Genomic DNA, 25,891 nt, shown 5'->3' on the forward strand with positions numbered 1-25,891 from the left:
TTAAGCCATTGGTAAAAAAATGCTTAAATTTAACCGCTTGTACCCTTTCTAATAAAAACGGAGAATAAAATGGAAATTGTACTTCGCCTTTTACTGCGCCGTTTAATGGCATTGCCTATCATGATTTTAGGTGTTACCGCCTTAGTTTTTTTAGTCTTACAATTCACCCCCGGCGATCCTGCCACAGTTGCCTTAGGTGAAAGTGCAACCGAAGCAGCCAAAGAGATCTATCGAGAACAACACGGTTTAAATGATCCGGTGATTGTTCAATATTTCCGTTTTCTCGGGAATTTGTTAGTGCTGGATTTCGGTATGACTACACCACCGGAACAGCCGATTATTGATATGATTGCCAAAGCATTTCCGCTCACGCTACAGCTCACTTTTATCGGGGTATTTTTAGCAGCAATCGTCTCTTTTTCTTTAGGTATTCTTGCCGCACTTTATCGTGATCGTTGGATAGACCAAGTAATTCGCCTAGTTTCGGTTGCTGCGGTTGCCACACCGTCTTTCTGGCTTGGTATCTTATTGATTCAATACTTTTCTTTAAAACTGGATTGGTTACCGTCCGGTGGTTTTGTACCGTTTAACGAAGATCCGAATGAATATTTTCGTTCAATAATTTTACCGTCACTTGCGCTTGCCGTGCCGGTTTGTGCCTCATTAATTCGTGTCGTGCGTACCACCATGGTGGAAGAAATGGATAAAGATTATGTACGTACCGCCATTGGTAACGGCGTACCTTACTCGACCGTAATTCGTCATAATGTCTTACGCAACGCATTAATCACTCCGGTGACTGTACTTGGTTTACGGGTCGGCTATTTACTCGGTGGTGCGGTAGTGATTGAACAAATCTTCGATCTTCCGGGTATGGGTAAACTTATCTTTAACGGTATCGTGAACCACGACTTACACTTAGTGCAAGGTGTGGTGCTTACTATCGCCTTTACCTTCGTATTAGTTAATATCATTGTTGATATTCTCTATTTGCTCATCAATCCAAAAATTCGGAGTCTATAATGTTTCGTCAAGGATTAGCCGCTCGACTAGCTAACGGTGGCGCTAGATTTAGAGCATTATCAACCAGTTCAAAAATTGCATTGATTTTCATTTTATTTGTAGCTTGCATTGCAATTTTAGCCCCGATTGTCGCCCCGTATGATCCCTTACAAACTCTTCGACCGGTACAATCACCAAGCGATGACTATCTATTCGGTACCGATCGTTTAGGGCGTGATATTTTCTCTCGTATGGTATGGGGGGCAAGAACTTCACTCTTTATTGGTTTAGGTGCGGTAGGTGTCGCCATCTTATTTGGTGGCATTATAGGTGCAACCGCTGCAACCGCAGACAAATTTGGTAACGAAGTGATCATGCGGTTAATGGATATTTTGATGGCGTTTCCGGGCATTGCTCTTGCCGCAGTATTACTTGCGACTTTTGGTAACTCCGTTCCGGTAATTATCATTACGATAGCGGTCGTTTATACACCTCAACTTGCAAGGGTGGTACGTGCGAATGTCGTGTCCCAATGGGAAGAAGATTACGTGCGTGCCGAACGCGTGTTAGGCGGCAGTCGTACTTATATTTTAGTAAAACACGTTGTACGCAACACTGCTGCGCCAGTGTTAGTGTTTGCCACGGTAATGGTGGCGGATGCGATCGTATTTGAAGCGTCACTTTCATTCTTAGGTGCCGGCGTACAACCGCCGTTCCCGTCTTGGGGCAATATCTTATCGGAAGGACGTAACCTTGTCCTAAGCGGTTTCTGGTGGGCGACAACTTTTGCGGGAATCATGATTCTACTTACCGTATTAGCATTAAATATCTTGGCGGAAGGTTTAACCGATGCGTTAGTCAATCCGAAACTCAAAACATCGCCGAAAACCAAAGAGGATGTGGCAAAACCGCTTTCTACCGATGTACAAGAAGCGATGGCGGAAACACTCGCTTTAAAACGCTATTTGCTGAAATTACACGAGAAAGAAACAACTCGCACCGATCGCATGCAATTAAATCCGAATGCGAAACCGATTTTACAAGTGAAAAATTTATCAATTCGCTTCCCGAATCGTTACGGTGAAATTCCGCTGGTTGATAACATCAGCTTTACCGTACATGAAGGCGAAACAATGGGCTTAGTCGGTGAATCCGGTTGTGGTAAATCAATTACCGCCTTCTCTATCATGGGCTTATTACCGAAAACGGCTAAAATCACCGGTGAAATCTTATTTACCGATCGTAGTGGTAAACAACACGATTTACTTAAATCGGAACAGCTCAATGCGTTGAGAGGTCATGAAATTTCAATGATTTACCAAGATGCGTTAAGTGCGCTTAACCCGTCTATGCGAATCAAAGACCAAATGACACAGCTGATTAGCCGAGGTGGAAAACAAAGCGCAGAAACCTTATTACAATGGGTAAAACTCGATCCGGAAAAAACGCTTAACCGTTATCCGCACGAGCTTTCAGGCGGACAGCGCCAACGTGTATTGATTGCAATGGCACTCGCTCGTGAGCCTAAATTATTAATCGCCGATGAACCGACAACTGCGCTCGATGTTGTAGTGCAAGCCGAAGTGATCAAACTCTTAAATGAATTACGTGAAAAACTCGGTTTTGCGATGGTGTTCGTCAGTCACGATCTCGCACTCGTTGCACAAATGGCACACCACATCACGGTCATGTATGCCGGCCAAGTAGTTGAAGCGGCACCGACGACACCGCTCTTAGCAAATCCGACCCACGAATATACGCGTGGTTTACTCGGTTCGGTTCTCTCAACCGAATTACGTGCCGAACGCTTATATCAAATTCCGGGTAGCGTACCGTCACCATTCGACTTTGCGAAAGGTGACCGCTTCGCCAGCCGTTCATTACGTCCGGAAGCGGATCCGGAGCAACATTTACAACTGGTTGCCACCGATGATCACCCGCAACATTTTTGGGCATCACATTTAGCAACACAAGAAAAACGCATGGAGGGATAAATCATGAGTATGAAAGTGTTAAAAGAACAACCGATTCTTGAGTTATCCGATATTGTGATGCAATTTGCTTCTCGAGACGGAACGTTGTTTAATCCGAAAAAATTCACAGCGGTAGATAATGTCAGTTTATCGATCTATGCAGGGGAAACGGTCGGGTTAGTCGGTCAATCCGGCTGCGGTAAATCAACTTTAGCCAGTATTATGATCGGTTTGCAAAAACCGACTTCCGGCACGGTCAAATTTAACGGCTTACAAATGAAATACGGTAGCACCGAGGCTCGTAAACAGTTCGGTCGTCAAGTTTCGGTAATTTTCCAAGATCCGGCAACAGCTCTCAATCCTCGTATGCGTGTATTGGATATTTTAAAAGATCCAATGGATATTCATAACGTATTGCAACCGCACGAACGAGAAAAACGAGTGTATGAATTACTCTCTCGAGTTGGTTTGCCTCGTTCCGCCGCTTTAGTTGAGCCGACCCGTTTATCCGGTGGTCAAAAACAACGGGTAGCTATCGCCAGAGCATTAGCACTCAATCCGAAACTGATTGTTGCCGATGAACCAACTTCTGCACTTGACGTATCGGTACGGGCGCAAGTATTAAATTTACTTGCTGATCTTAAAAAAGAGCTGAATCTTGCGATGGTGTTTATCTCACACGATTTACAAACCGTACATCAAGTTTCGGATCGCATTGTCGTGATGAACGGCGGTAAAGTGGTGGAAACCGGTAGTTCAAGCGAAGTATTCAATTCACCGAAAGAGGCATACACTCGTACGCTGATTAATGCTGCACCGTCATTATTGTAATTTATCTCATATTCAGGGCAGGTTTATCCTGCCCTTTTATCTATATCCATTATGCAATCAATTCAAATTACTCAAACGATTTATAGCGACTTACTTATCGTTGGCTCCGGTATTGCTGGGCTTGCTGCTGCGGTTGAAGCGGAACGACTTGGGTTAAAAACCACGTTAATCAGCAAAGCACCCATTGGTTCAGGCGCAAGTTTCTTTCCGTTAAAAGCCACATTAGGTATTCAAGTGACCGGTGAAAATGACTCGGAAAAATTCCAACAAGATATTGAACGTGTCGGCAAAGGTAGAGCCAATCCGAAAGTAGTCAAAGCCTATATCAAAGATTCGCCCCAAGTGATTGAATTACTCGAACAAATCGGCTTTAAGCCTTGGCTACGCAACGACAATCGCCCAGCCTGTTTCGCTGAGTATTCACGCCCTATTTATCTGATCAATAATTGGCGAGAAGCCGCTCAACGGGCAAAACAAATTCTTGATAGCCAATCCACTAATGTTTATGAACAAGCGACCTTACTGCATATTGTTACCGAACAAAATCAAGTGCAAGGAGCAGTATTTAGCCTGAACACAAGCGGTCAAATTTGCTATATTTTTTGCAAAACCAGCCAAATCATTTTAGCCAGCGGCGGTATTGCCGGCTTGTATAAAGACAATCTTTATCCGGCGGATATTATCGGCTCAACGCATTTCATTGCTCAACAAGCCGGTGCAAAATTGACCAATCTTGCCTTTATTCAATTTATTCCTTCTTTTGTCGAACCGAAATATAAAGTGCTATTTGGCGAACATACGCTGAAATACGTCACTAAAATTACTGATGAAAACGGGCAAGATCTGTTTCCGCATTTAACCGAAACACAATTTCAACAGATGATGTTAGCCCGTAGCCATTATGCGCCGTTTAGTGTAGATTTCACTTGTGTCGAATTTGATTTGGTGATGATGAAACATTTATTGGCTAACCCGCAGCAAAAAGGCATTTACCTACACTACAGCCCAGAGCTTTATCAAGATAAGCAAGAGTTTTATACGGTTTATCTTAATTGGTTACGCCAAGAAGTCGGGATAGATTTGGTTAAAGATAAAATTGCTATCGCACCTTTTGCCCACAGTTGTAACGGCGGAATTGAGATTAATGAGCATGGCGAATCTTGTGTCGCCGGATTATGTGCGATTGGTGAAATCGCTCATTGCATTGAGGGAGCAAACCGCTTAGGTGGCAATTCGGTCGGTGGTGGCTTGGTTTTCGCCACACGGGCAGTGGCACAAGCGGTCAAAAATTTGCAAAAAATTACCAAAATTCAACCGCTTGCAAATACTGAAACTTATCGTTTACAGGCTGAAAAAGTGCTTAATCAGTTAAACAATCCAGCGGGAGATAATGCGCTGCTTGCGAGTACAGTACTCAAACAAATTCGTGAACAAATGGCTCGTTTTGCTAATGTGTATCGCACCAAAGCCAACTTAACCTTACTGTTGAACGAACTGCAACAGCTCGAAAAACGTTTTAATCCGCTTGCTCATCATCAGCAACAAGGCATCGAAATCTTTTATGCACTAAAAACCGCACAGCTTGTCGTTTCGCAGATGCTAAACGAACCGCACAGTTTAGGCGCACATTACTTAGTTGATGAGTAGTAAAACAAAAAGGCAAGATAACAATCTTGCCCTTTTGATCATCCGTTTAGCGATTATTTACCCCAAACTTCTTCGCTGATTTCACGAATAAAGTTCAGTTTTGCCCATTGTTGTTCTTCCGTCAGAATATTACCTTCTTCAGTTGATGCAAAGCCACATTGCGGACTTAAACAAAGCTGGTTGATGTCCACATACTGTGCCGCTTCTTGAATACGAGCAATCACTTCATCACGATTTTCTAATTGACCGTCTTTTGAAGTAATTAAACCTAAAACCACTTGCTGATCTTTGATAAAACGTAACGGTTTGAAATCACCCGAACGATCAGAATCGTACTCTAAGAAGAAACCGTCAATACGGCAGGTGCCGAATAAAGTTTCCGCCACCGGCTCATAACCGCCTGCCGAGAACCAGGTTGAACGGAAGTTACCACGGCAAATATGCATTGTAATGGCAATATCGTCCGCCGGTTTCGCATCCACGATTTTATTAATCATATAGACGTAATCTTTGGCAATTTGGTCTAAATCTAAACCGCGTGCTTTATAAGCGGCACGTTTGTCCTCGGCACAAAATTCGCCCCAGCTGGTATCATCTAATTGTAAATTGCGACAGCCTAATTTATAGAACACGTTCATCGCTTTGATATACGCATCGGCAATATCGTCTAATAATAGCTGGTTGTTATTTTCATAACGTGCAATCGGCTGATAATCTTCCGCACGTACATTAGTAATTAAATGTAACATTGACGGCGAAGGAATGGTGAATTTCACTTCCGTTTCACCGGCAATTTTTTGTAACGAACGGAAATGTTCTACAAACGGATGTGATTCCGAAAAATCCACTTTATCGACAATCTTAATGGTTTTCGGACGTACGCTGTGGTGTTTAAATTGTACCGAAAACTTCTCTGCGTCCACTTCCTGAATACCGTCTAATGCGGCTAAGAAATCCATATGCCAGAACGTACGGCGAAATTCGCCATCAGTTACCGCATGTAAGCCTACTGCTTTTTGATGTTCAACTAATTTTGCAATTTCCGCATCTTCTACTTGAGTTAAATCCGCACAGGAAATATCGCCGCATGAACATTGCTGACGAGCTTGTTTAATCGGATCCGTACGTAAAAAACTACCGACAATATCAAAACGGTAAGGCGCAGAAGTACGTTGCGTTGCAGTAGGGAATAATTGAGACATTGTGTTTCCTTGTAATCATTAAAATATAAACTTTACTAAATTCTAACAAATTTTATTTTTTAATCATCTGAAAAAATTTTGAGATGATTATGAATAATATTCATATCGCGTTTAATCTGTCGTAACCTAACAAGCGGTCAAATTTGCATAAAAATTTGCAAATCATCCCTTGATTATTCCGCTAATGTGACGGAATAAAACGAAGTGTAACCAAACGGACTTTGTACAAAACCTTGCACACGCTTGCTAACCGGCACATAGTTAATTGCATGAGCAATCGGAATTATCGGTGTATTTTTTTGGAAAATTTCGACCGCTTGTTGATATAACTGCTGACGTTCAGTGGCATTTTGCGTTTGTACCGCTTTTTGTAATAAGCCTTCAAATTCGTTATCCGTCCAACGGGAATAATTAGTGCCTGGAATATTTTCTTTGCTTAATAGCGGAAACAGGAAGTTGTCCGGATCGCCGTTACGGCTTGTCCAGCCGTAAGTACCGGCTGAAAATTCGCCTTCACGGGTTCGTTTATTAAAATCCGCCCATTCGTGGCTGACTAATTTCGCTTTTACCCCAATTTTCGCCCAATCCGCTTGAATAATTTCTGCGGTACGTCTTGGATTCGGATTTGACGGGCGCACCACCGGCTGTACCCAGATTTCGGTTTCAAAACCGTTCGGATAACCTGCCTCAGCTAACAATTTTTTGGCTTTTGCCAAATCAAATTCATACTGAGCTAAGTTTTCATTATAACCAAGTACCGAATTTGGGAACGGATTAGTCGCCACCGTACCGCCTCCTTGGAACACCGCATCAACAATCGCTTTTTTATCGGTAGCGTGTTGTAGTGCTTGGCGCACCTTCACATTATCTAATGCCGCTTTTTTGGTATTGAGTCCAAGATAAGCTAAATTTAACCCTTCACGCTCAAATAACGTCACTTTCGGATCTTGTTTCATTTGTGCAATATCAGCAATATTCGGGAAATCAATTACATCACACTCACCGGCTTTCAATTTGGCATAGCGTGTACCAGCATCGGAGGTAATCGCAAAAATGAGCCGCTCAAATTTTGCTTTACCCTGCCAATAATTCGGATTAGCTTTATAACGTACCGCCTGGTCAGTTTGATAAACCTGAAATTCAAACGGCCCTGTACCGATCGGCTGTTGATCCAATAATTCCGGCTTGCCTTCCGCTAATAATTTATCCGCATATTCTTTTGAATAAATCGATAAGAAATCCATTGCCACTGTTGTAAGAAACGGACTATTCGGCTGATTTAGCGTCATTTTCACCGTATGTTCATCCACTTTCTCAACCGATTTTAAAATTTTCGGCAGATTCATCCATTGATAATAGAAATAAGTGCCACCGGAAACATTGTAGTAAGGGTGACTTTTATCCGCCTGACGCTGAAACGAAAACACCACATCATCCGCATTTAGATTGCGACTTGGGGTAAATAACTTGTTGCTGTGAAACGATACGTCTTTACGTAGATGGAAAATATAGGTTAAACCGTCTTCACTCACGTCCCACTTTTCCGCCAAACTTGGCTCGACCTCAATTTTGCCGGCTTTAAATGCTAATAAACGATCATAAATCTGCTGTGAGCTGGCGTTAAAGTCATTGGCATCATTAGTAATTGCAGGGCTTAATTTTTGGGGTGCGGTTGCAACACAATTCACCAACGTAGTTGCTGGCGCAGCTGCAAGCAATGATGAAAAGCTAATAAAAGGTAGGGCTAAAAAAATCTTAGAAAAACGCATAAAAAAGTCCTTATTCAAACTCATTTCGCGAACATAGAATATTTTTAGATGAATTTGAAATAACAAAATCCACATTCTTATAACCAAACCGCTATATCTTTTACAGATTTGTAAATTTATTGTTTTTATCATTTTTTAAGCACAAGTTCAAAATAATATCAAACACCATACAATAAACATGATTCAGAATTATTCACTAAATAAATAAAAAATAATCACATAACTCTCTATCTAAAAATAAAGTTTTAGCCAGATCACAAAATTGACATTTTTTACTTGTTTCTTATAACCAGAAGATTATGATCCAACAAAATTTTTATAATTCTGCAAATTAAATAGGAGAGTTTTATGGCTACGCCATCTAATCGTTTTTCCCTCACTTGGGTACTCAATCTCTTTGGTACGGCTGTTGGTGCGGGTGTTTTATTTTTACCGATCAACGCTGGTATGAGTGGTTTTTACCCATTAATTATCATGACCTTATTAGTTGGACCAATGACTTACCTCGCACACCGAGGGCTTGCTCGTTTTGTACTTTCTTCAAGTAAACCGGGTAGTGATATTACCAACGTAGTACGTGAACATTTCGGTGAAAATGCAGGCAAATTTATTACTTTACTCTATTTCTTTGCCATCTTCCCGATCCTATTAATTTATGGCGTAGGTATCACCAATACGGTTGGTTCATTTATTGAAAACCAATTGCATATGGCTGTACCGCCTCGAGCTCTTCTATCCGGCGTATTAATTGCGGTAATGATTGGCGTGATGTTGCTTAGCGAACAAGCGATGTTAAAAATCACCACTTACTTAGTTTACCCATTAGTACTAATTCTATTCGGTTTATCTATTTACCTGATTCCAGAATGGAATGGTGCGGCATTACAACAAATGCCAAGCACAGGTGATTTCTTAACTACCTTATGGTTAACGATTCCGGTATTAGTATTTGCTTTTAACCATTCACCGGCAATTTCATCATTTGCGCTTTCACAACAAAAACATTATCAAGATCCGCAAAAAACTGAAGTTGAATCAAGTAAAGTATTACGTTCAACAGCAATGATCTTAGTGTTATTCGTAATGTTCTTCGTATTCAGTTGTGTATTAACGCTAACACCTGAAGAATTAGCACAAGCGAAAGCACAAAATATTTCAATTTTGTCTTACTTAGCGAATAAATTCGATAACCCGATTATTTCTTACTTCGGACCTTTCGTAGCATTCTTAGCGATCGGTAGCTCTTTCTTCGGTCACTATTTAGGTGCGCGTGAAGGTTTAGAAGGTTTAGTAAACCAGTTACGTGATAAACCGATTGAATCAGCAAAATTCAAAAAAATCACTGCAGTTGTTTTCTTTATTACATTATGGATTGTAGCAACCATCAACCCAAGTATCCTTGGTTTCATTGAAAGCTTAGGCGGTCCGATTATTGCAATGATTCTATTTATTATGCCTGTGTATGCTATTTATACCGTACCGGCATTAGCTAAATATAAAGGTAGCATCAGCAATATTTTTATTGCGGTAATGGGTACAATCGCTATTTCAGCAATAGTGTACGGATTACTATAATCTCTGTATAATTCGCCCTTCGAATTTTAAGGCAACAAACCAGATTTGTTCTATGCGTTTGTTGCCTCCCTCTTTTTAACATTGTGTTGTGATTTTATGATTAGTGTATTTGATATTTTTAAAGTGGGTATCGGCCCTTCAAGTTCCCATACTGTAGGTCCAATGAAAGCGGCTAAACAATTTATTGATGAATTGCTGGCTCGCAAACTTTTGGCAAAAACCGACCGCTTGCAAGCTGATATTTATGGTTCTCTAGCCCTAACTGGTCGAGGCCATAGCACCGATATTGCGGTAGTTATGGGCTTAATGGGTTATTTACCCGATAATGTGGATATTGAACGAATTGACAGTGTTATCGAACAAGTGAAGCAAGAAAGCAAATTAGTTGTTGCTGAAGCTGTACCTGAAATGGCAAAAACCATCACATTCGATTTCTATAAAGATATGCCTTTTCATTACGATTTCTTACCTCGTCATGAAAACGGGATGATTTTAAAAGCCTTCGAAGGTGAAACGTTATTATTCGAAAAAACGTTCTATTCTATCGGTGGCGGTTTTATTGTTGATGATGAAAACTTTGACAGCCAAGCCGACGATACCGTATCCGTGCCATTCCCTTATAAAAATGCGGAAGATTTACTCAAGCACTGTAAAGAACAAGGGTTACCGCTTTCCAGTTTAGTATGGAAAAACGAAACGGCTCTGCGTCCGAAACAAGAAATCTCTGATTATCTGGCAAAAATTTGGAAAACAATGGAAGACTGTATCCAACACGGTTTACATACAGAAGGTTTATTACCGGGTCCATTAAAAGTAGTACGCCGCGCACCGTCTTTACGTAGAACATTAGAAGCAACCGGCAAATTTAATACCGATCCGATGCAAATTATCGACTGGGTAAATATGTTTGCGCTTGCGGTGAATGAAGAAAATGCAGCAGGCGGACGTGTTGTCACTGCACCGACTAATGGTGCTTGCGGTATTGTACCGGCAGTATTGGCTTACTATCAGCAATTTATCGCACCGCTTAATCAAGAAACGATTGAGCGTTATTTACTAGCTTGTAGCGTTGTCGGTACACTGTACAAAATGAATGCGTCTATTTCCGGTGCGGAAGTAGGCTGTCAGGGCGAAGTCGGCGTAGCTTGTTCGATGGCAGCTGCCGGTTTAACCGAAATTATGGGCGGAAGTCCGGATCAAGTTTGTATCGCCGCTGAAATTGCAATGGAACATAACCTCGGTTTAACCTGCGACCCTGTGGGCGGACAAGTACAAGTGCCTTGTATCGAACGTAATGCGATTGCTTCGGTTAAGGCGATCAATGCAAGCCGTATGGCTTTACGCTTAACCTCACAACCTCGCGTGACTTTAGATAAAGTGATCGAAACAATGTACGAAACCGGTAAAGATATGAATGCTAAATACCGTGAAACTTCAACCGGTGGTTTAGCAATTAAAATTTTACCTTGCGATTAAGCATTGTATTTGACAACAAGTGATTAACCACTTATGATTTGAAGAACTGAGCGGTTCAACCGCTCAGTTGAGTTATTTCTTATTAGTAGGCTGGGGAGCTAAGGACTAACAAGAAAATAACTAGGATAATGAATTAAAAAAACCTCGAATATCATTATTCGAGGTTTTGTTTTTTTTAGCTATTCTACTTTTGAGCCTTTCAACAATTTTCGCATCCAAGTACGATTTGGGCTGAGTACATGCCAAATATCTTCGCTGATTGGTAGCGGTTCATGACAAATCAGGCTCGCCAACAGTTCGCCCAATAACGGTGCGGTGGTTAAGCCTCGAGAAGCTAAACCGTTTACCATATATAAATTTGCAAAATTTTCCGCATTTTCAACCGCTTGTTTACGGCGTAGCTGATTATACAAATTCTGATATTGTACTTTTTGAGCGTTAAAATTCGGCATTTGCCCAACCATCGGCACACGATCTCGCAGTGCAGCTCTCACCCCTTGTTTAGCTAAATTTTGCGAAAGATCGATATTGCCCGTCCAATCACAAGCGGTCAAATTTTGCTGAAGTTTTGCTACATTCTCGTGATGTTCTTCCAAAGAGAAATCTGTTTCGGCATTATCACGCACATGGCTCGCACCGATACAATGAGTATTCGCTTTGGAAACCGGTGTCAAATAACCGTCATAACACACCACACATTTTAGCTGCTGTAAGACCGGTGTGGTCGGAATCTGGCTCACTTGCCCACGCACCGGATACAGTGGAATCCCCTGTGCTTGCTGGAATTGCGTGAGTGTATGCCCATTTGCCAACACTAGAATCTGATGACTGAACGTTTCACCATTGTGCTGCCAATGCCACTTCCCTTCACTAAATTGAGGCTCTTTCACTTCGTGATTTAGCACAATCTGTAATCCTTTCGTTTGTAAATAAGCAAACGTACCTTGTACAAATTGTATCGGCGATAGCCAACCGCTTTGCGGCATAAATGCACCGCCGTTCGGCACTTTCAGCCCGATTTTTTCGCTTAACTCAGCCGCATTACATAGCTTAAACAAACTGTCATCATTGGTTTGCTGAGCCATTTTTTCCAATTTCTTCGCCGTTTTATCGTTATAGGCATATAACGCTACACCGGTTAAAGCATGCTCGAAATCAACAAGCGGTTCAATTTGTGCCAAACGTTGCAACGCATAATCAAAGCAATGCACATAAAAACGGATATTACGCTCGTCATCGTCACTCAGTTGCGGATAAATCGCGCCTTGCAAATTGCCGGAGGCATTTTGTGCCAACGCATTGTCTTTGCAATAAAGCGTGACTTTTTTGCCTTTTTCAAGTAGTGATAACGCGACAAACAAGCTGGCTACACCACCACCGACAATCGCAATATCATTTGCTTCTGTTTGTGGCTCGTTATAAAAATACGGATAATTTACCGGTGCCGTTTCGCTTTGTTGCGGTTTTTCACCCCACAGCATTTCTCGTTTTTTGCCGAAGCCTTTGCGTTTTTTTACCTCAAATCCGACCGCTTGTAAGCCTTTTCTCACCGCACTTGCAGCGGTAAAAGTGGCAAAACTGCCGCCATTTTTCGTTAAACGGAACATTTGGCGATATAACGTTTCATTCCACATTTCCGGATTTTTATCCGGTGAAAAACCATCTAAAAACCACGCATCAATTCGATTGCTATATAAATCGCCTAATTGCGGTAAGTTATCCAACATATCGCCAAACCACACATCAAGATAGATTTGCTCGAAATGATAACGCTGACAACCTGTTTGGCGAGGTTGCCAACAAGCGGTCATTTTCTGTGAAAGTTTTACAAATTGCGGGTAATTTTTATGAACGGTCGCTAATTGCTCAGAAGTGAGGGGAAATTTTTCAAACGAAATAAAATATAAACGCTTAAGTTTACTATTCGGGAACTCACTTAAAAATTGCTGGAACTTATCAGCAACCGCCAAAAAATTCAGTCCGGTACCAAAGCCGGTTTCGGCAATCACAAAAGATTCGGCACTATGTGCTTGCCATTTTTGCCAAAGTTGATTGCCATCTTGGAAAACATAATAGCTTTCTTCAAGACCATCTTGGGTAGAAAAGTAAATATCGTCGAATTGTTCGGAAACGGGGGTATTATTTGAATTGAAAGAAAGAGATGCAAAACTGAGTTTGTTCATAACATTTACCACAGAATACACGGAAAGCACGGAAGTTACTGATAACATTCTGTGCTTTCCGTGCTTTTCCGCAGTAACAGATTAGAAGATATTGTAAGCGAAAACTACGATCATACCTAATGCCGCTACAACAGTCATCATTGAATAACCTAAAGTACCCATTTTGTCCTCTCTTTGTTAAATATTATTGATCAAAGTCTATCACACTTCTTAGACTTTGAGAATTTTCTCTGCACAAGCGGTGATTTTTGCTAAATCTTTTACGCCTTTATGCTGCTCTACACCGGAATTGAGATCGACACCTAAACAACCTTGCGCGAGTGCCTGCTCAATATTTTCAACCGAAATCCCACCGGCAAGTATTGCTTTTTGTTTTAATTCATTTGGAATGCGCTGCCAATTAAATACTTTGCCAGTCCCCCCTTGCTGCGTACCGTTTTTGCTATCAAGAATATAACGTGCCACTAACGGATTATCGTGATACTCAACTGTTTCCGCTTGAACATCTACCGAAATTGCCTGCCAGATTTGCGTTTTTCCGGCTAATTTTGCTGAAAGCTCGGCAATGTAGGCCTCATCTTCCGTGCCGTGTAATTGCACCGCATATAACTCAAGCTGTTTTGCTATTTTTTCGACAAATTCGACCGCTTGATTTTGGAATACGCCGACATAACGTAACGGTGCATTCACCACTAATTCCTGCGCTTGACGTAACGATAACTGACGAGGCGAATTTTCAGCAAAAATCAATCCGCCATATAAAAAACCATTTTCATACACTGCTTTTACATCTTGTGGGCGAGTTAATCCGCATACTTTATTTTCGCCGAAAATCACTGAACGTACTGCATTATTCAGATCGTTACTGCCCATCAAGCTACTGCCGATTAAAAATGCGTGCGCAAACGGTTTGATTGCTTTCACTTGCGTATGATCATAAATACCTGATTCTGAAATCAAACGGACATCTGCCGGAATTTGATCCTGATATTTTTCCACTAAACGCACAATGCGATTCATATCCACCGTCAGCGTATGCAAATCACGGTTATTCACGCCAATCACTTTTGCGCCCAATGCTAGCGCTCGCTCAAATTCTTGCTCAGTACTGGTTTCGGTTAAAACGCCCATACCTAAAGAATGTGCTAAGTCCGCCAATCTGCGATAAGTTTCGTCATCTAATACCGAAAGCATCAGCAAAATTGCATCCGCATTCGAATAGCGTGCTAAATACACCTGATACGGCGAAATCATAAAATCTTTGCATAAGATCGGTTGCGTTGTTTGGTGTTTAACTTGATCAATATAACGAAAATCGCCTTGGAAATATTGTTCGTCGGTCAGCACAGAAATGACAGAAGCGTAATGTTTATAGACTTGCGCAATAGCATCTAAATCAAACTCGGCACGAATTAATCCTTTGGACGGCGAGGCTTTTTTACATTCCAAAATATAAGCAGGCACTTGATGAGAAGCTGTCGCTAATGCTGCATAAAAATCTCGATCAGCAGTAACAATTTGCTGTTGGAATTGTGAAAGTGGAAATGCTTTTTGTTTGTTTTCGACCCAAACGGCCTTATCTTGTACGATTTTTTGCAGAATAGTTGGCTGATTTTGCATATTTTCTCTTTTATATTATGAATTGGTGGATAACACAGATGATGCTAGAATACGGCACTTATTTTTATTTATCAATAAATTCACTATGCTTATTACCAAACTTCATAAAATGCGTACTTTGCTTGATAAGCATCGTCCTCTCAATATCGCCATAATGAAAAATATTCAAGCGGATTTAATGTTGAAATATAATCAGCAATCCAATGCGATAGAAGGAAATACATTAGATATATTTGAAACTCGCGTGTTACTTGAAAGTGGCATTACCGCTAACGGAAAACCATTTAAAGATCATTTAGAGATTATTAACCACCAAGAAGCGATTGGTTACTTAACCGATCTCGTAAAAGAAAATGCACCGCTGACAGAAGTGACAATAAAAAATTTCCACTATTTGTTACTACAAAAAACCGATAATGCACGAGAAGCCGGACAATACCGTAATGTACCCGTTATTATTAACGGTGCAGAACATCAACCGCCACAACCTTTTTTAGTTCATCCGCAAATGGAAGAATTAATGCATTGGAACCAAGAAAATCTCAATACATTGAAACCGATTGAACGCATTGCGATGCTACATAACAAATTTATAGCAATTCACCCTTTTATTGATGGTAATGGACGTACCGGACGTTTATTGATGAATTTAGAATTAATGAAAGCCGGTTTCCAAGTGACGATTTTAAAAGCTGAGAATCGAGCTGACTATTATCGTGCATTGGCGTTAGGTGATTTAGGTAATTATCAACCGATCACAGAATTTATCGCAAAAGCCGTTTATGAAACAATGGAACGTACCTTAAACCTTATTTACCCAAACTGGATTAACGAACTCAATTAAATATGAAAACCAAAGTTAGACAACATTTAACCGATTTAGAAATTGCATTACGCACTCATAAGCAATGGGATGCGGTTGCACCGAGCTTGGAAGATTTAGCGAACGATCAACCGTTTTGTCTCGGCACGCTTAGCCCGACTCAATGGTTACAATGGATTTTTATTCCCCGTATGCACGCACTTTTAGACGCCGGTGCAGATTTACCTCGCAACTTTTCGATTACGCCTTACTTGGAAGAAGCCCTAAAAGACGAAAGCTATTTAAAAGCGATTCATCAGCCGGTGTTATTGATTGAATTATTATTAAAGGACTAAATGGAACTTGAAATTTTATACCGTGATGATGAACTGATTGCAATCAACAAACCGGCTGGAATGTTAGTCCACCGCTCATGGCTGGATAAACACGAAACGCAATTTGCGATGCAAACATTACGTGATCAAATCGGTCAACACGTTTTTCCGATTCATCGCTTAGATCGCCCGACTTCCGGTGTGTTATTGTTTGCATTAAATAGTGAAATGGCTCGCCTAATGAGCGAGCAATTTGAACAGCATCAAATGGAAAAAGGTTATTTAGCGATAGTACGAGGTTATCTGCTTGATAAAGGCGAGATCGATTATCCGCTAAAAGTGATTTTAGACAAGATTGCCGATAAGTTTTCTCAACCGAAAGAAGCGCAACAAGCGGTCACTTTTTACCAAAATCTTGCCAGTGTCGAAATGCCTTATCCGGCGGGCAAACATCAAACCGCACGTTACAGTTTGGTTGAATTATTACCGAAAACTGGGCGTAAACATCAATTGCGCCGCCATATGAAGCATTTATTTCATCCAATTATGGGCGATACAAAATACGGTGACTTACACCAAAATCGTACCTTAACCGAGAAAACCGGTTGCGACCGATTAATGTTACATTCGCATTTTTTAAAATTTACACACCCAAAAACAGCGCAAAAAATTGAAGTTTTTGCACCGCTTGATGAGCAATGGCAACGTTTATTTATACAATTTAATTGGCAATTTAGCCATTTTTATTAGACATTAAGGATTCTATATGGATAATGCTCTACTTTCTTTAACCCATGAACAGCAACAAGCTGCTGTAGAACAAATTCAAGAACTGATGGCACAAGGCGTGGGCAGTGGCGAAGCGATTCAAATTATTGCTAATCGTCTAAGAGAAGCACATCAAAAAAATACTTCGGAGAACAATTCATGAAAAAATTATTTGCACTTGCACTCACAGCGGTGAGCGTTTCAAGTTATGCAGAAACTAAACCGGCGGTTAACACTCAGCCAATGCTCAGAATGCAAGTTTTCGATATGAGCAGTAACGTGCCAAGCCCTGTGGCAAACAATCAGCTTTCACTCAGCAAAAAACACCAACTTTGTTGGGTTGCATTCAATATGCCGTTTAAAGCATCTAACCAAGTGGTTGAAGTTTTACAAGCTCCTTCAACCTTAAAAGTAACGTCTGAAGACGGTAATGTGGTTTCAACATCTGATCAACAAACTCACCGCATTACTACATTATTAAAAAGTTCGAATAACGAACGCTTAGATAAATGTTGGGGCTTTGAAAAGACTGACCCGACTGGGAAATATAGCCTCACGATTCAAGTGAACGATGTAGTATTCCCTCCACAACCGTTTGAAGTTGTAAAATAAATAAGCAAAACGCCACTTGTACCGTGGCGTTCTTTTTTAGTTTTTTGCTAAACGTTGTTCGATTTTTGCTAGATTTTCTTCAAAATAGGTTTTGCTTGTTAAATATTGCTGCGCTTCTGTCCAACTGTTCAACTGCAAACCTGATAATTGGCTAAAGTTGCCTAATACTTCCAAATCTTGTTCAACGGTACGAATATAATCCGCTAATTGTTGCAGTAACACCTCGCCGGAACTACTCTCGAGCGCTTTGCTAATTTGTTGCTTAAATTTAACCGCTTGTCCAACTAAATAGCCTCGTTGCGCTTTGCTTAAATTGCTAAACCACATACCGTCTTGGCGTGGAATTTGTTTTAGTAAAGCCAATATATCAGTTAAGCTGCCGCTTTTAAGTTCCAGCTCTAATTCACAAATTGCTTCTTCGCCAAAACCGTTTTTGATCATACCTTGATCCAACGCCACTTCAATTTGCGATTGATTAAGCCCAATTAGCCATTTACGGCGAGTAAAATCGGTACTAAAAGTTGGCGAAAGTTGCTGCGCAATCTGTTCCGCTTGTGGGATTTGCAAATTAAAGTGCGAATTTAACCGCTTGAAATCCGGCTGATAGCTTTCCAACGGTAAGTTATATTCGGGGCGAATATGCAACCCATCGACAATTTCACCCTTGGTTTTTAAAGTCATCTCGTACTTTTGATTATGGTTACGCACTCGCAACCCCATTTTTTGCTGGGCAAAAAATTGTTCCGGCGTATCAAAATAAGTGTTCCCTAATATATCAGTCGCTTGCGACAAAACATTCTGTTGCGTAAACCAATCCGCCAATGTTTCTACATTCTCCGCTTTTAGCATGATTTTTAGCTCAATTTCATTTTCCATTAAGGTATCCCGTTTATTTAGTTGTATAATTTGTTTTATTTTAGCAATTTACAGCGTATTCGAGAAATGTTTAACAAAATCCAAAACAAACTGCACAAATTTGTGCAACGCGGTTTAGATAATCATCTTCGCCTTGCCGTGACCGGTTTAAGTCGTAGCGGCAAAACCGCCTTTATTACCAGTTTTGTCGATCAGCTATTGCATATCAATAAAGACAGCCATGCACACGTCAATTTATTTGGTGCAGCACGCAATGGGCAAATTCTCTCGGTGAAACGAGTTGAACAAGGCGATTTAACCATTCCTCGTTTTGAATACGATAAAAACCGTCAATGTTTGGAAAATGATCCGCCGGTATGGGCGCCTTCTACTACCGGTATCAGCGAAATTCGCTTAGCGATCCGCTACCAACGCCAAGACGGTTTAATCAAACATTTAAAAGAAACCGGTACGCTCTACTTGGATATTTTCGATTATCCGGGCGAATGGCTGTTAGACTTACCGCTACTCACACAATCTTTCAAGCAATGGTCGCAAGCTCAGCAATTAGTGCATAAAGGAAAACGTATGGAACTGGCACAGCCTTGGTTACAAGCAGTCAAAAACTTAGATCTTTTTGCCAAAGCAGACGAAAACCAACTTGCCGAATTAAGCGAAATTTACACCGCTTATTTGTTGGAATGTAAACAAGCCGGTATGCAATATATTCAGCCGGGGCGATTTGTCTTACCGACTGAAAATTCAAAAGGTGCGCCGATTTTTCAATTCTTCCCGTTATTAGATTTAAGCGAAACCGATTGGGAAAAACTGGAAACCGCCCCAGCAAACAGTACCTTTCAAATGCTGAAAAAGCGTTATACGCAATATCAGCAAAAGATTGTTAAACCGTTTTATGAAGACTATTTTTCACAATTCGACCGCCAAGTGATTCTTGCCGATTGTTTAACGCCGTTAAATCACAGCTTAGAGGCATTTTTAGAAATGAAAATCGGCTTGCAACAATTATTCAAGCATTTTCATTACGGCAACCGTTCGCTGTTTCACCGCCTGTTTTCGTCCAATATCGATAAGCTATTATTTGTCGCAACCAAAGCAGATCATATCACCAGCGATCAGCTACCAAATTTAGAAAGCTTGATGCGCCAGTTAGTGCAAGAAGGCGGACGACACGCCGCTTTTGACGGTATTGAAACCGGCTATCACGCCATTTCGGCGATCCGAGCGACCGATCCAGTAGTTGTTACCCAAAACGGTACACAAATTAAAGCGATTCGAGGCATTCGTTCAACCGATAAAAAACAAGTGACGCTTTACCCCGGTACCGTACCAAGCCGATTACCTGATGCAAACTATTGGCAATTTAACCGTTTTGAGTTCGACCAGTTTGAACCGAAACCGCTCGCCTACGGTGAGCCAATTCCGCATTTACGTATGGATGCGGTATTACAATTCTTATTGGCGGATATGTTGGAATAAATCAATTAACATAAAAAAGCACGTAGCTAACTGAATAGATACGTGCTTTTTCATTACTTTTTACTTCGCTTATAAACTAACCATCCTATCGGTATCCCAATAAGTCCCAATCCAAAACTTTTCCAATCATAACTAAAGATCTCATGTCCCGGGTAGCAGAAAGTAATAATAGAAAACTGTACTAAATGAATAAAAATACCTGTGAAATAGGTATAAAGCACTACAGAAAGCTTTCTTTTCCACCATTGTAACTGTTTTCTACAAGCCAAAAATAGATAAATAACAAATATCCAAGTTATGAATGACACAGAAATATACTGACCAGAAACCGCTAAGAATAGATAGTGTGTCGCAAAATATAAATATAAAAAGATCGAATAGAAAAGCCAAATAATCCCCAAAGTCATACTTTTATCCTTAAACTTTATAAAATGCGGTAAGCCCGATGAATTGAATAAGTGCTAAAAAAGCTTACTCGCTATAGTATATATAAAAATGTTTGCTCAAAATGCGAACAACACCGCAATTTAGGGTAATTCTTATCCATTATGCAAAAATTTTCACAAATTTAACCGCTTGTCGCTTGATTTTAAACGGTTACTGTTCACTGTTAGGCAGCTTTGCGGTAGAATCTTATAAATTTTTCTCAATCTTTTTAAATTATGGCAAAAAAACCAAAAGTAGCTTCGAATACGATTGCACTAAATAAGCGTGCTCGTCATGAATATTTTATCGAAGAAGAAATTGAAGCCGGCTTAGAATTACAAGGCTGGGAAGTAAAATCGCTGCGTGCCGGCAAGGCGAATATCGGCGACAGTTACGTGACATTTCGTAACGGCGAAGCATTTCTATTCGGTGCAACTATCACCCCATTAAATATGGCTTCTACTCACATTGTTTGTGATCCGACTCGCACCCGTAAATTACTATTGAATAAACGTGAACTGGATTCGCTATTCGGTAAAGTAAATCGAGACGGCATGACGGTTGTAGCATTATCGCTCTACTGGAAAAATGCGTGGGCGAAAGTGAAAGTCGGCGTGGCAAAAGGTAAAAAATTACACGATAAACGTGAAGACATTAAAGACCGTGAATGGCAAGTAGCGAAACAGCGTATTATGAAAAACGCAAATCGTGGCTAATTTCAAAAACTACGGATAACAGCAAGCACGGAACAAGCGGTTAAATTTGACCCGTTTTTTGCCTCTCCGAGCCATCTGTGCCGTCCGTGGTCACAATTAAAAATTAAGGAATAAAAAATGATCGACCAAAATCTTCTTCGTACTAATTTAGACGATGTTGCAAATGCACTTAAAGTTAAACGTGGCTTTACCCTTGATGTAGAGCGTGTAAAAGCATTGGAAGAACAACGCAAAACACTTCAAGTAAAAACCGAAACCTTACAAGCGGAACGTAACGCCCGTTCAAAAAATATCGGTGCGGCAAAAGCTCGCGGCGAAGATATTTCTGCGTTATTAGCGGAAGTAGATAATATGGGTAACGAATTAAACGAAGCAAAAGTCGCTTTAGACCAAGTACAAGCAGAAATTCGTGAGTTACTCTTATCTGTGCCGAACTTACCGGCTGACGAAGTGCCTTTAGGTAAAGATGATACGGAAAACTTAGAAGTATCACGTTGGGGCGAGCCTCGCCAATTTGATTTTGAAGTAAAAGATCACGTGGCATTAGGCGAAGCGTTAAACGGTTTAGATTTTGCTGCCGGCGTAAAATTAACGGCTAGCCGTTTTGTGGTAATGAAAGGTAAACTTGCTCGTTTACACCGTGCCTTATCGCAGTTTATGTTAGATCTTCACACTGAACAACACGGCTATGTGGAAACAAACGTACCGTTCTTAGTCAACCACGATACGCTGTTCGGTACCGGTCAATTGCCAAAATTCGGCGAAGATTTATTCCATACTCAACCATTAACCGGTCAAGATCCAAACGAAACGCAACGTCCGTTTAGTTTAATTCCAACCGCAGAAGTGCCTGTAACTAACCTTGTGCGTGATGAAATCATTGATGAAGATACATTACCATTACGCTATACTGCACATACACCGTGCTTCCGTTCTGAAGCAGGTTCTTATGGTCGTGATACTCGTGGTTTAATCCGTATGCACCAATTTGAAAAAGTAGAAATGGTTCAAATTGTAGCACCTGAAAAATCAATGGAAGCGTTAGAAGAATTAACAGGCCACGCAGAAAAAGTATTACAACTTTTAGGTTTACCATACCGTAAAGTTCTGCTTTGCACAGGCGATATGGGCTTCGGTTCAGCAAAAACTTACGATTTAGAAGTTTGGTTACCGGCACAAAACACTTACCGTGAGATTTCTTCTTGCTCAAATATGTGGGATTTCCAAGCTCGCCGTATGGCTGCACGTTGCAAAGCAAAAAGCGATAAGAAAACTCGCTTAGTTCACACCTTAAACGGCTCAGGTTTAGCGGTGGGTCGTACTTTAGTTGCAGTACTTGAAAACTACCAAAATGCTGACGGCTCGATCACTGTGCCAGAAGTATTACGTCCATATATGGGCGGTGTGGAAGTAATTACCGCTTAATTACTCTACTGAAATAAACACAAGCGGTCTGAATTTGTTCATTTTTTGCAAATTCAGACCGCTTATTTTTTTATTGCTATATTACAGCATAAACAACGCTAAAAATAATGTTGCTAAAATCATACCGGGTGCGGTACGTTTTACCATTTCGACCGGACTGACCATCGCAAGCCCCGCACAAACAATCGTTACCCCGGCAATCGGTGACATTGTACGACCGATAGCACCGGCAATCGCTGCCGCCATCCCTAAATTCACGTGGGTATAACCTAATTCCACTGCGTGTGGTGTTACTGCAGTATTAAACGCAATTGCCGCCGCATCACCCGAGCCGGTCACAATTCCCATTAAAAATGGCCCGATAGTCGCCCCCCAACGCACAAATTCATTTGAGTGCTTAAGGAATTCAATTGCAGAGTCCACCGCACCGGTTGCTTTTAAGCCTGAAACAAACACACTTGCTGCAATAATAATACCTAATACATTGGCATACGAATTCCCCATACCGTTGAAAAATTCTTCGGTAATTTTAACCGGCGAAATACGTGTCACGATAATCGCATAAATCGCACCGATTAACATTGCTTGCGGCACGCCCATTTGGGTCCATTCTAAGCCCGGTGTCTTTTGTAATTCCGTCCCGCCGATAACAAGAATAATTAACGGCAATAACGGTGCAAGTGCATATAACGGATTAACGCCGCTAAATTTAGTTTCTGCATTTTGTTGCTCAGCTAAATAAGCTTTACGGTGTTCCTCACCATAATCTTTCAAAATAATTGCCATGACCGTCAAAGCAATCGCTCCGATAACACCGGCAATCGTTGTATAAGGTGCATGGGCTAAATTCACTTCGGTAATGGTTAAATTTGACATTTCACTTAACATTGCCGAATGAGAAGAACCCGGACTCATCATTGAACCAAACGTACCGGCTAAAATTGCCGCCCCTGCGGTTGCCGGACGTACACCTGCACTTTTTAATACCGGAATTAAAGTTGCCCCTACCGCTGCCGCACAGCCTGCTGCGGATGGAATTGCAATATTGATAAAGAAAGTCAGAATCGTTGCAATCGGAATCAAAAAGAATTTCAAACCGCTTAACGGTTTAGTAAGTAAATGCACCAAATGCGTATCGCATTGGGTATATTTCATCACATAAGCAAACCCCATACTGGCACAAATCGCCATAATCAGACCGCTTGAAGTCATTGATTTAGAAAAGGCATCTAATGCTCCCATCGGATTAAGCGTTACAATCGACATAATCAGACCGATACCGATTAGCACGGTTCTTGTTTCATATTTTTTTATCAGTAGGTAAACTGTGACTAAAATGCCGATAATGGCAACAAAAGGTTTAAGTTCATACATAACAAATTCCTTAGTAATTAAATGTTGAATTAACTGCTTTTCTGACAAGCTGCATTTTTTCACTAAAACAGAGAATATCTTGCTCACCGAGTACGGTCGCTTGTTCACCTTGAATATGTAATGCTGTCCCTTCCAGCAGCGCATAAACCTGAGCTTGGGGGTTAACGATCAAAAATTCTTCCAAGCGCTCTTCTCGACTCTCGCCATTATGTCCTTGCATTTTGCCGGAAATAAAATGTGGATTAATTTGATGTGGAAAGAGATTTAACGCATTAAAAGACGGTGGGTAAGTAATCGGCATATCATTAGTGGTCATAATAGAACTACCAGCAACATTTGCACCGGCACTCCAACCGAAATAAGGTGTACCACTATTTACTTTGGAGCGGATAACATCCAGTAAATTATGTTCATACATTTGCTCCAATAAGCAGAAAGTATTACCGCCACCAATCGCAATCACATCCGCCTGTTCAATAAGATCACGATGTTGTTTACCTCGATGTACCGATACGATTTCAACCTCTAAAGATTGTAATGCGTTTTTTACGGTTGCTTCATACTCATCCAATGAACGACGTACGCCTGCATAAGGAACAAAAGCGACTTTCTTACCCTTATAATCAGCTAAAAATTGTGCCAGCCAAGGCAAAGTATGCACTAAATAAGCGGTATCTTTATATTTTGAACCGCTCATCAACAACATATTTTTCATATGTGATTCTCCTTTTGTTAGATCTCTTGCCTCATTATCTTGTGATAGAAATAAAAAGCAAAAATAAGATATTACTTTTTTTGACGCTTATCACAAAATGACTTGAGATTTCGTTATGTAAATAATTTTTTGTATAAAAAACACACCACTCAAAAAGTTCTGTAAAGTTACATAAATTAATTGATTTAAATCAATATTTATAATATAAAAACAAGATAGACTTTTATCGCTGTCAAGGCGGAGGTCTTACCTTAAGGGAGTAAAATAATTTTAATTTATACCTCCTGCGCCAAAAACTGAGAAATTCCGACTTAATAAATATAATTATTTCCATTGTTTTTGGCGCTTATTTTATTTTTTTAGCTTATATAGGAATTAATAATGCTTTCACTTATTTTGTTTGTCGGAACATTTTGGTACGCGTGGTACTATGTTTCTCAATCACTACAAACAAAAGGCAAAAATAAACTTATTAGTCATGCTTGTGGTGGTTTATTTGGGTTTTGTATGGCAAGTTTGTCGTTATTTACAAGCGGGCCAGAAAAAGCTGAGTCTGAAAATCCGCAGATTCTACCGACCGTTCCTCGCGCTATGGTGTATACACCGACATCGGCACAATCTCTTATTCAAGAAAACCCAACTCAAGCCTATTTAAGTAATAGCTTTGCAACTCCGTTACCTAAAATGGAAGAAACGGAAGATGAAGCCCATATCACAATTCGCTCATCCTATTCTCCAAAACATCTAGAAAAGATTAATAAAGAGCAGTCTGTTTCCCGTTTAGCTACGCGCCATTCAGAAAATACTAAAGAAAATGCGAAACCTAAAAAAAATAACCATTTCGTAGAAAAACAAAATCAAAGCATGAAAAAAATTGTTCATTCAGAACATCCAAAAGCAAAGCCATTGAAAAAACAAGTAAGTGAAGAGTTATCTTTCCAATGTGGTAAACGTCGTTGTGGACAAATGGATAATTGTGCAGAAGCTAAATATCATTTACGTCGTTGTGGCGTAAGTAGCTTAGATAGAGACCATGATGGTGTCCCTTGTGAGAATTTATGCGGCTAATGAGCTTTTATCATTAGAAA

22 protein-coding genes are annotated in these 25,891 nt (G+C 40.6%); 15 read left to right on the forward strand and 7 right to left on the reverse strand.

Annotation, left to right across the window (positions count from 1 at the left end; genetic code table 11):
* Positions 1 to 69: 69 nt before the first annotated feature.
* From ASU1_RS05010 to ASU1_RS05025, 4 genes are read left to right on the forward strand one after another with little or no spacing between them, the layout of a single operon-like run.
* Positions 70 to 1,023, forward strand: a complete 954-nt coding sequence (locus ASU1_RS05010; RefSeq protein ID WP_014991708.1) for an ABC transporter permease — start codon at positions 70 to 72, stop codon at positions 1,021 to 1,023.
* Positions 1,023 to 2,996, forward strand: a complete 1,974-nt coding sequence (locus ASU1_RS05015; RefSeq protein ID WP_014991709.1) for a dipeptide/oligopeptide/nickel ABC transporter permease/ATP-binding protein — start codon at positions 1,023 to 1,025, stop codon at positions 2,994 to 2,996. Before ASU1_RS05010 ends, ASU1_RS05015 begins: the two co-directional genes overlap by 1 nt.
* Positions 2,997 to 2,999: 3 nt before the next feature.
* On the forward strand, positions 3,000 to 3,806 hold the full coding sequence (locus tag ASU1_RS05020) for an ABC transporter ATP-binding protein (RefSeq protein WP_014991710.1): 807 nt from the start codon (positions 3,000 to 3,002) through the stop codon (positions 3,804 to 3,806).
* 51 nt (positions 3,807 to 3,857) lie between these two features.
* A complete protein-coding gene (locus tag ASU1_RS05025) occupies positions 3,858 to 5,453 on the forward strand; it encodes an FAD-dependent oxidoreductase (protein ID WP_014991711.1) in 1,596 nt (531 codons plus the stop codon).
* A gap of 53 nt (positions 5,454 to 5,506) precedes the next feature.
* Here ASU1_RS05025 and ASU1_RS05030 read toward each other — a convergent pair whose 3' ends face one another.
* Positions 5,507 to 6,655 carry a 5-methyltetrahydropteroyltriglutamate--homocysteine S-methyltransferase gene (locus ASU1_RS05030; protein ID WP_014991712.1) on the reverse strand — a complete coding sequence of 383 codons (1,149 nt, stop codon included), beginning with the start codon at positions 6,653 to 6,655 and terminating at the stop codon, positions 5,507 to 5,509.
* A gap of 173 nt (positions 6,656 to 6,828) precedes the next feature.
* A complete protein-coding gene (locus ASU1_RS05035) occupies positions 6,829 to 8,424 on the reverse strand; it encodes an ABC transporter substrate-binding protein (protein WP_014991713.1) in 1,596 nt (531 codons plus the stop codon).
* Between the two features lie 348 nt (positions 8,425 to 8,772).
* Between ASU1_RS05035 and ASU1_RS05040 the strand changes: the two genes are divergently transcribed.
* Entirely contained in the window at positions 8,773 to 9,999 is a 1,227-nt protein-coding gene (locus tag ASU1_RS05040) for a serine/threonine transporter (RefSeq protein WP_014991714.1), read from the forward strand.
* A gap of 96 nt (positions 10,000 to 10,095) precedes the next feature.
* Positions 10,096 to 11,475, forward strand: coding sequence for an L-serine ammonia-lyase (locus ASU1_RS05045; RefSeq protein ID WP_014991715.1), 1,380 nt, complete (start codon positions 10,096 to 10,098; stop codon positions 11,473 to 11,475).
* A gap of 179 nt (positions 11,476 to 11,654) precedes the next feature.
* Here ASU1_RS05045 and mnmC read toward each other — a convergent pair whose 3' ends face one another.
* Entirely contained in the window at positions 11,655 to 13,658 is a 2,004-nt protein-coding gene (mnmC, locus tag ASU1_RS05050) for a bifunctional tRNA (5-methylaminomethyl-2-thiouridine)(34)-methyltransferase MnmC2/FAD-dependent 5-carboxymethylaminomethyl-2-thiouridine(34) oxidoreductase MnmC1 (RefSeq protein WP_039195744.1), read from the reverse strand.
* Positions 13,659 to 13,868: 210 nt separating this feature from the next.
* Positions 13,869 to 15,278 (reverse strand): bifunctional indole-3-glycerol-phosphate synthase TrpC/phosphoribosylanthranilate isomerase TrpF, encoded by a 1,410-nt coding sequence (gene trpCF / locus ASU1_RS05055; protein WP_014991717.1) that lies wholly within the window; start codon positions 15,276 to 15,278, stop codon positions 13,869 to 13,871.
* A 154-nt stretch (positions 15,279 to 15,432) separates the two neighbouring features.
* Between trpCF and ASU1_RS05060 the strand changes: the two genes are divergently transcribed.
* Genes ASU1_RS05060 through ASU1_RS05075 form a run of 5 tightly spaced genes read left to right on the forward strand, consistent with a single transcriptional unit; the run spans position 15,433 to position 17,795 of the window.
* Entirely contained in the window at positions 15,433 to 16,122 is a 690-nt protein-coding gene (locus tag ASU1_RS05060) for a Fic family protein (protein ID WP_197696924.1), read from the forward strand.
* Positions 16,123 to 16,124: 2 nt separating this feature from the next.
* The gene (locus ASU1_RS05065) at positions 16,125 to 16,436 is read left to right on the forward strand and encodes a YqcC family protein (protein ID WP_014991719.1); all 312 of its coding nucleotides are present in this window, start codon (positions 16,125 to 16,127) and stop codon (positions 16,434 to 16,436) included.
* On the forward strand, positions 16,437 to 17,165 hold the full coding sequence (gene truC, locus ASU1_RS05070; RefSeq protein ID WP_014991720.1) for a tRNA pseudouridine(65) synthase TruC: 729 nt from the start codon (positions 16,437 to 16,439) through the stop codon (positions 17,163 to 17,165). It abuts the gene before it with no gap.
* Positions 17,166 to 17,181: 16 nt separating this feature from the next.
* Positions 17,182 to 17,346, forward strand: a complete 165-nt coding sequence (locus tag ASU1_RS11775) for a YoaH family protein (RefSeq protein ID WP_014991721.1) — start codon at positions 17,182 to 17,184, stop codon at positions 17,344 to 17,346.
* Positions 17,343 to 17,795 (forward strand): hypothetical protein, encoded by a 453-nt coding sequence (locus tag ASU1_RS05075; RefSeq protein WP_014991722.1) that lies wholly within the window; start codon positions 17,343 to 17,345, stop codon positions 17,793 to 17,795. The genes ASU1_RS11775 and ASU1_RS05075 overlap by 4 nt, the downstream gene beginning before the upstream one ends.
* A 36-nt stretch (positions 17,796 to 17,831) precedes the next feature.
* Here the strand turns inward: ASU1_RS05075 and ASU1_RS05080 are convergent, their stop codons facing one another.
* The gene (locus ASU1_RS05080; RefSeq protein ID WP_014991723.1) at positions 17,832 to 18,671 is read right to left on the reverse strand and encodes a CYTH domain-containing protein; all 840 of its coding nucleotides are present in this window, start codon (positions 18,669 to 18,671) and stop codon (positions 17,832 to 17,834) included.
* Between the two features lie 66 nt (positions 18,672 to 18,737).
* Between ASU1_RS05080 and ASU1_RS05085 the strand changes: the two genes are divergently transcribed.
* The 3 genes from ASU1_RS05085 (at position 18,738) to serS (ending at position 22,714) form a co-directional block, all read left to right on the forward strand.
* Positions 18,738 to 20,147 (forward strand): YcjX family GTP-binding protein, encoded by a 1,410-nt coding sequence (locus tag ASU1_RS05085; RefSeq protein WP_039195745.1) that lies wholly within the window; start codon positions 18,738 to 18,740, stop codon positions 20,145 to 20,147.
* 662 nt (positions 20,148 to 20,809) lie between these two features.
* Positions 20,810 to 21,289, forward strand: a complete 480-nt coding sequence (gene smpB / locus ASU1_RS05095; protein WP_005601189.1) for an SsrA-binding protein SmpB — start codon at positions 20,810 to 20,812, stop codon at positions 21,287 to 21,289.
* Between the two features lie 117 nt (positions 21,290 to 21,406).
* Complete coding sequence (gene serS / locus ASU1_RS05100; RefSeq protein WP_014991725.1) at positions 21,407 to 22,714, forward strand: serine--tRNA ligase; 1,308 nt, start codon at positions 21,407 to 21,409, stop codon at positions 22,712 to 22,714.
* Between the two features lie 81 nt (positions 22,715 to 22,795).
* Here serS and dcuC read toward each other — a convergent pair whose 3' ends face one another.
* On the reverse strand, positions 22,796 to 24,088 hold the full coding sequence (gene dcuC, locus ASU1_RS05105; RefSeq protein WP_014991726.1) for a C4-dicarboxylate transporter DcuC: 1,293 nt from the start codon (positions 24,086 to 24,088) through the stop codon (positions 22,796 to 22,798).
* Between the two features lie 10 nt (positions 24,089 to 24,098).
* A complete protein-coding gene (pepE, locus tag ASU1_RS05110) occupies positions 24,099 to 24,803 on the reverse strand; it encodes a dipeptidase PepE (protein WP_014991727.1) in 705 nt (234 codons plus the stop codon).
* Between the two features lie 381 nt (positions 24,804 to 25,184).
* Between pepE and ASU1_RS12120 the strand changes: the two genes are divergently transcribed.
* On the forward strand, positions 25,185 to 25,871 hold the full coding sequence (locus ASU1_RS12120) for an excalibur calcium-binding domain-containing protein (RefSeq protein WP_014991728.1): 687 nt from the start codon (positions 25,185 to 25,187) through the stop codon (positions 25,869 to 25,871).
* The last annotated feature ends 20 nt before the right edge of the window (positions 25,872 to 25,891 follow it).

This window comes from Actinobacillus suis ATCC 33415, assembly GCF_000739435.1.
Classification (GTDB): domain Bacteria; phylum Pseudomonadota; class Gammaproteobacteria; order Enterobacterales; family Pasteurellaceae; genus Actinobacillus; species Actinobacillus suis.

Excerpts from the sequence above, each read along its gene's own strand:
- ASU1_RS05075 (WP_014991722.1), top strand. The coding sequence starts at position 17,343 with ATGAAAAAATTATTTGCACTTGCACTCACAGCGGTGAGCGTTTCAAGT.
- ASU1_RS05080 (WP_014991723.1), bottom strand. The coding sequence starts at position 18,671 with ATGGAAAATGAAATTGAGCTAAAAATCATGCTAAAAGCGGAGAATGTA.
- pepE (WP_014991727.1), bottom strand. The coding sequence starts at position 24,803 with ATGAAAAATATGTTGTTGATGAGCGGTTCAAAATATAAAGATACCGCT.
- truC (WP_014991720.1), top strand. The coding sequence starts at position 16,437 with ATGGAACTTGAAATTTTATACCGTGATGATGAACTGATTGCAATCAAC.
- ASU1_RS11775 (WP_014991721.1), top strand. The coding sequence starts at position 17,182 with ATGGATAATGCTCTACTTTCTTTAACCCATGAACAGCAACAAGCTGCT.
- smpB (WP_005601189.1), top strand. The coding sequence starts at position 20,810 with ATGGCAAAAAAACCAAAAGTAGCTTCGAATACGATTGCACTAAATAAG.
- ASU1_RS05040 (WP_014991714.1), top strand. The coding sequence starts at position 8,773 with ATGGCTACGCCATCTAATCGTTTTTCCCTCACTTGGGTACTCAATCTC.
- ASU1_RS05035 (WP_014991713.1), bottom strand. The coding sequence starts at position 8,424 with ATGCGTTTTTCTAAGATTTTTTTAGCCCTACCTTTTATTAGCTTTTCA.
- ASU1_RS05015 (WP_014991709.1), top strand. The coding sequence starts at position 1,023 with ATGTTTCGTCAAGGATTAGCCGCTCGACTAGCTAACGGTGGCGCTAGA.
- trpCF (WP_014991717.1), bottom strand. The coding sequence starts at position 15,278 with ATGCAAAATCAGCCAACTATTCTGCAAAAAATCGTACAAGATAAGGCC.
- ASU1_RS05025 (WP_014991711.1), top strand. The coding sequence starts at position 3,858 with ATGCAATCAATTCAAATTACTCAAACGATTTATAGCGACTTACTTATC.
- ASU1_RS12120 (WP_014991728.1), top strand. The coding sequence starts at position 25,185 with ATGCTTTCACTTATTTTGTTTGTCGGAACATTTTGGTACGCGTGGTAC.
- serS (WP_014991725.1), top strand. The coding sequence starts at position 21,407 with ATGATCGACCAAAATCTTCTTCGTACTAATTTAGACGATGTTGCAAAT.
- mnmC (WP_039195744.1), bottom strand. The coding sequence starts at position 13,658 with ATGAACAAACTCAGTTTTGCATCTCTTTCTTTCAATTCAAATAATACC.
- ASU1_RS05065 (WP_014991719.1), top strand. The coding sequence starts at position 16,125 with ATGAAAACCAAAGTTAGACAACATTTAACCGATTTAGAAATTGCATTA.
- ASU1_RS05020 (WP_014991710.1), top strand. The coding sequence starts at position 3,000 with ATGAGTATGAAAGTGTTAAAAGAACAACCGATTCTTGAGTTATCCGAT.
- dcuC (WP_014991726.1), bottom strand. The coding sequence starts at position 24,088 with ATGTATGAACTTAAACCTTTTGTTGCCATTATCGGCATTTTAGTCACA.
- ASU1_RS05085 (WP_039195745.1), top strand. The coding sequence starts at position 18,738 with ATGTTTAACAAAATCCAAAACAAACTGCACAAATTTGTGCAACGCGGT.
- ASU1_RS05045 (WP_014991715.1), top strand. The coding sequence starts at position 10,096 with ATGATTAGTGTATTTGATATTTTTAAAGTGGGTATCGGCCCTTCAAGT.
- ASU1_RS05010 (WP_014991708.1), top strand. The coding sequence starts at position 70 with ATGGAAATTGTACTTCGCCTTTTACTGCGCCGTTTAATGGCATTGCCT.
- ASU1_RS05060 (WP_197696924.1), top strand. The coding sequence starts at position 15,433 with ATGAAAAATATTCAAGCGGATTTAATGTTGAAATATAATCAGCAATCC.
- ASU1_RS05030 (WP_014991712.1), bottom strand. The coding sequence starts at position 6,655 with ATGTCTCAATTATTCCCTACTGCAACGCAACGTACTTCTGCGCCTTAC.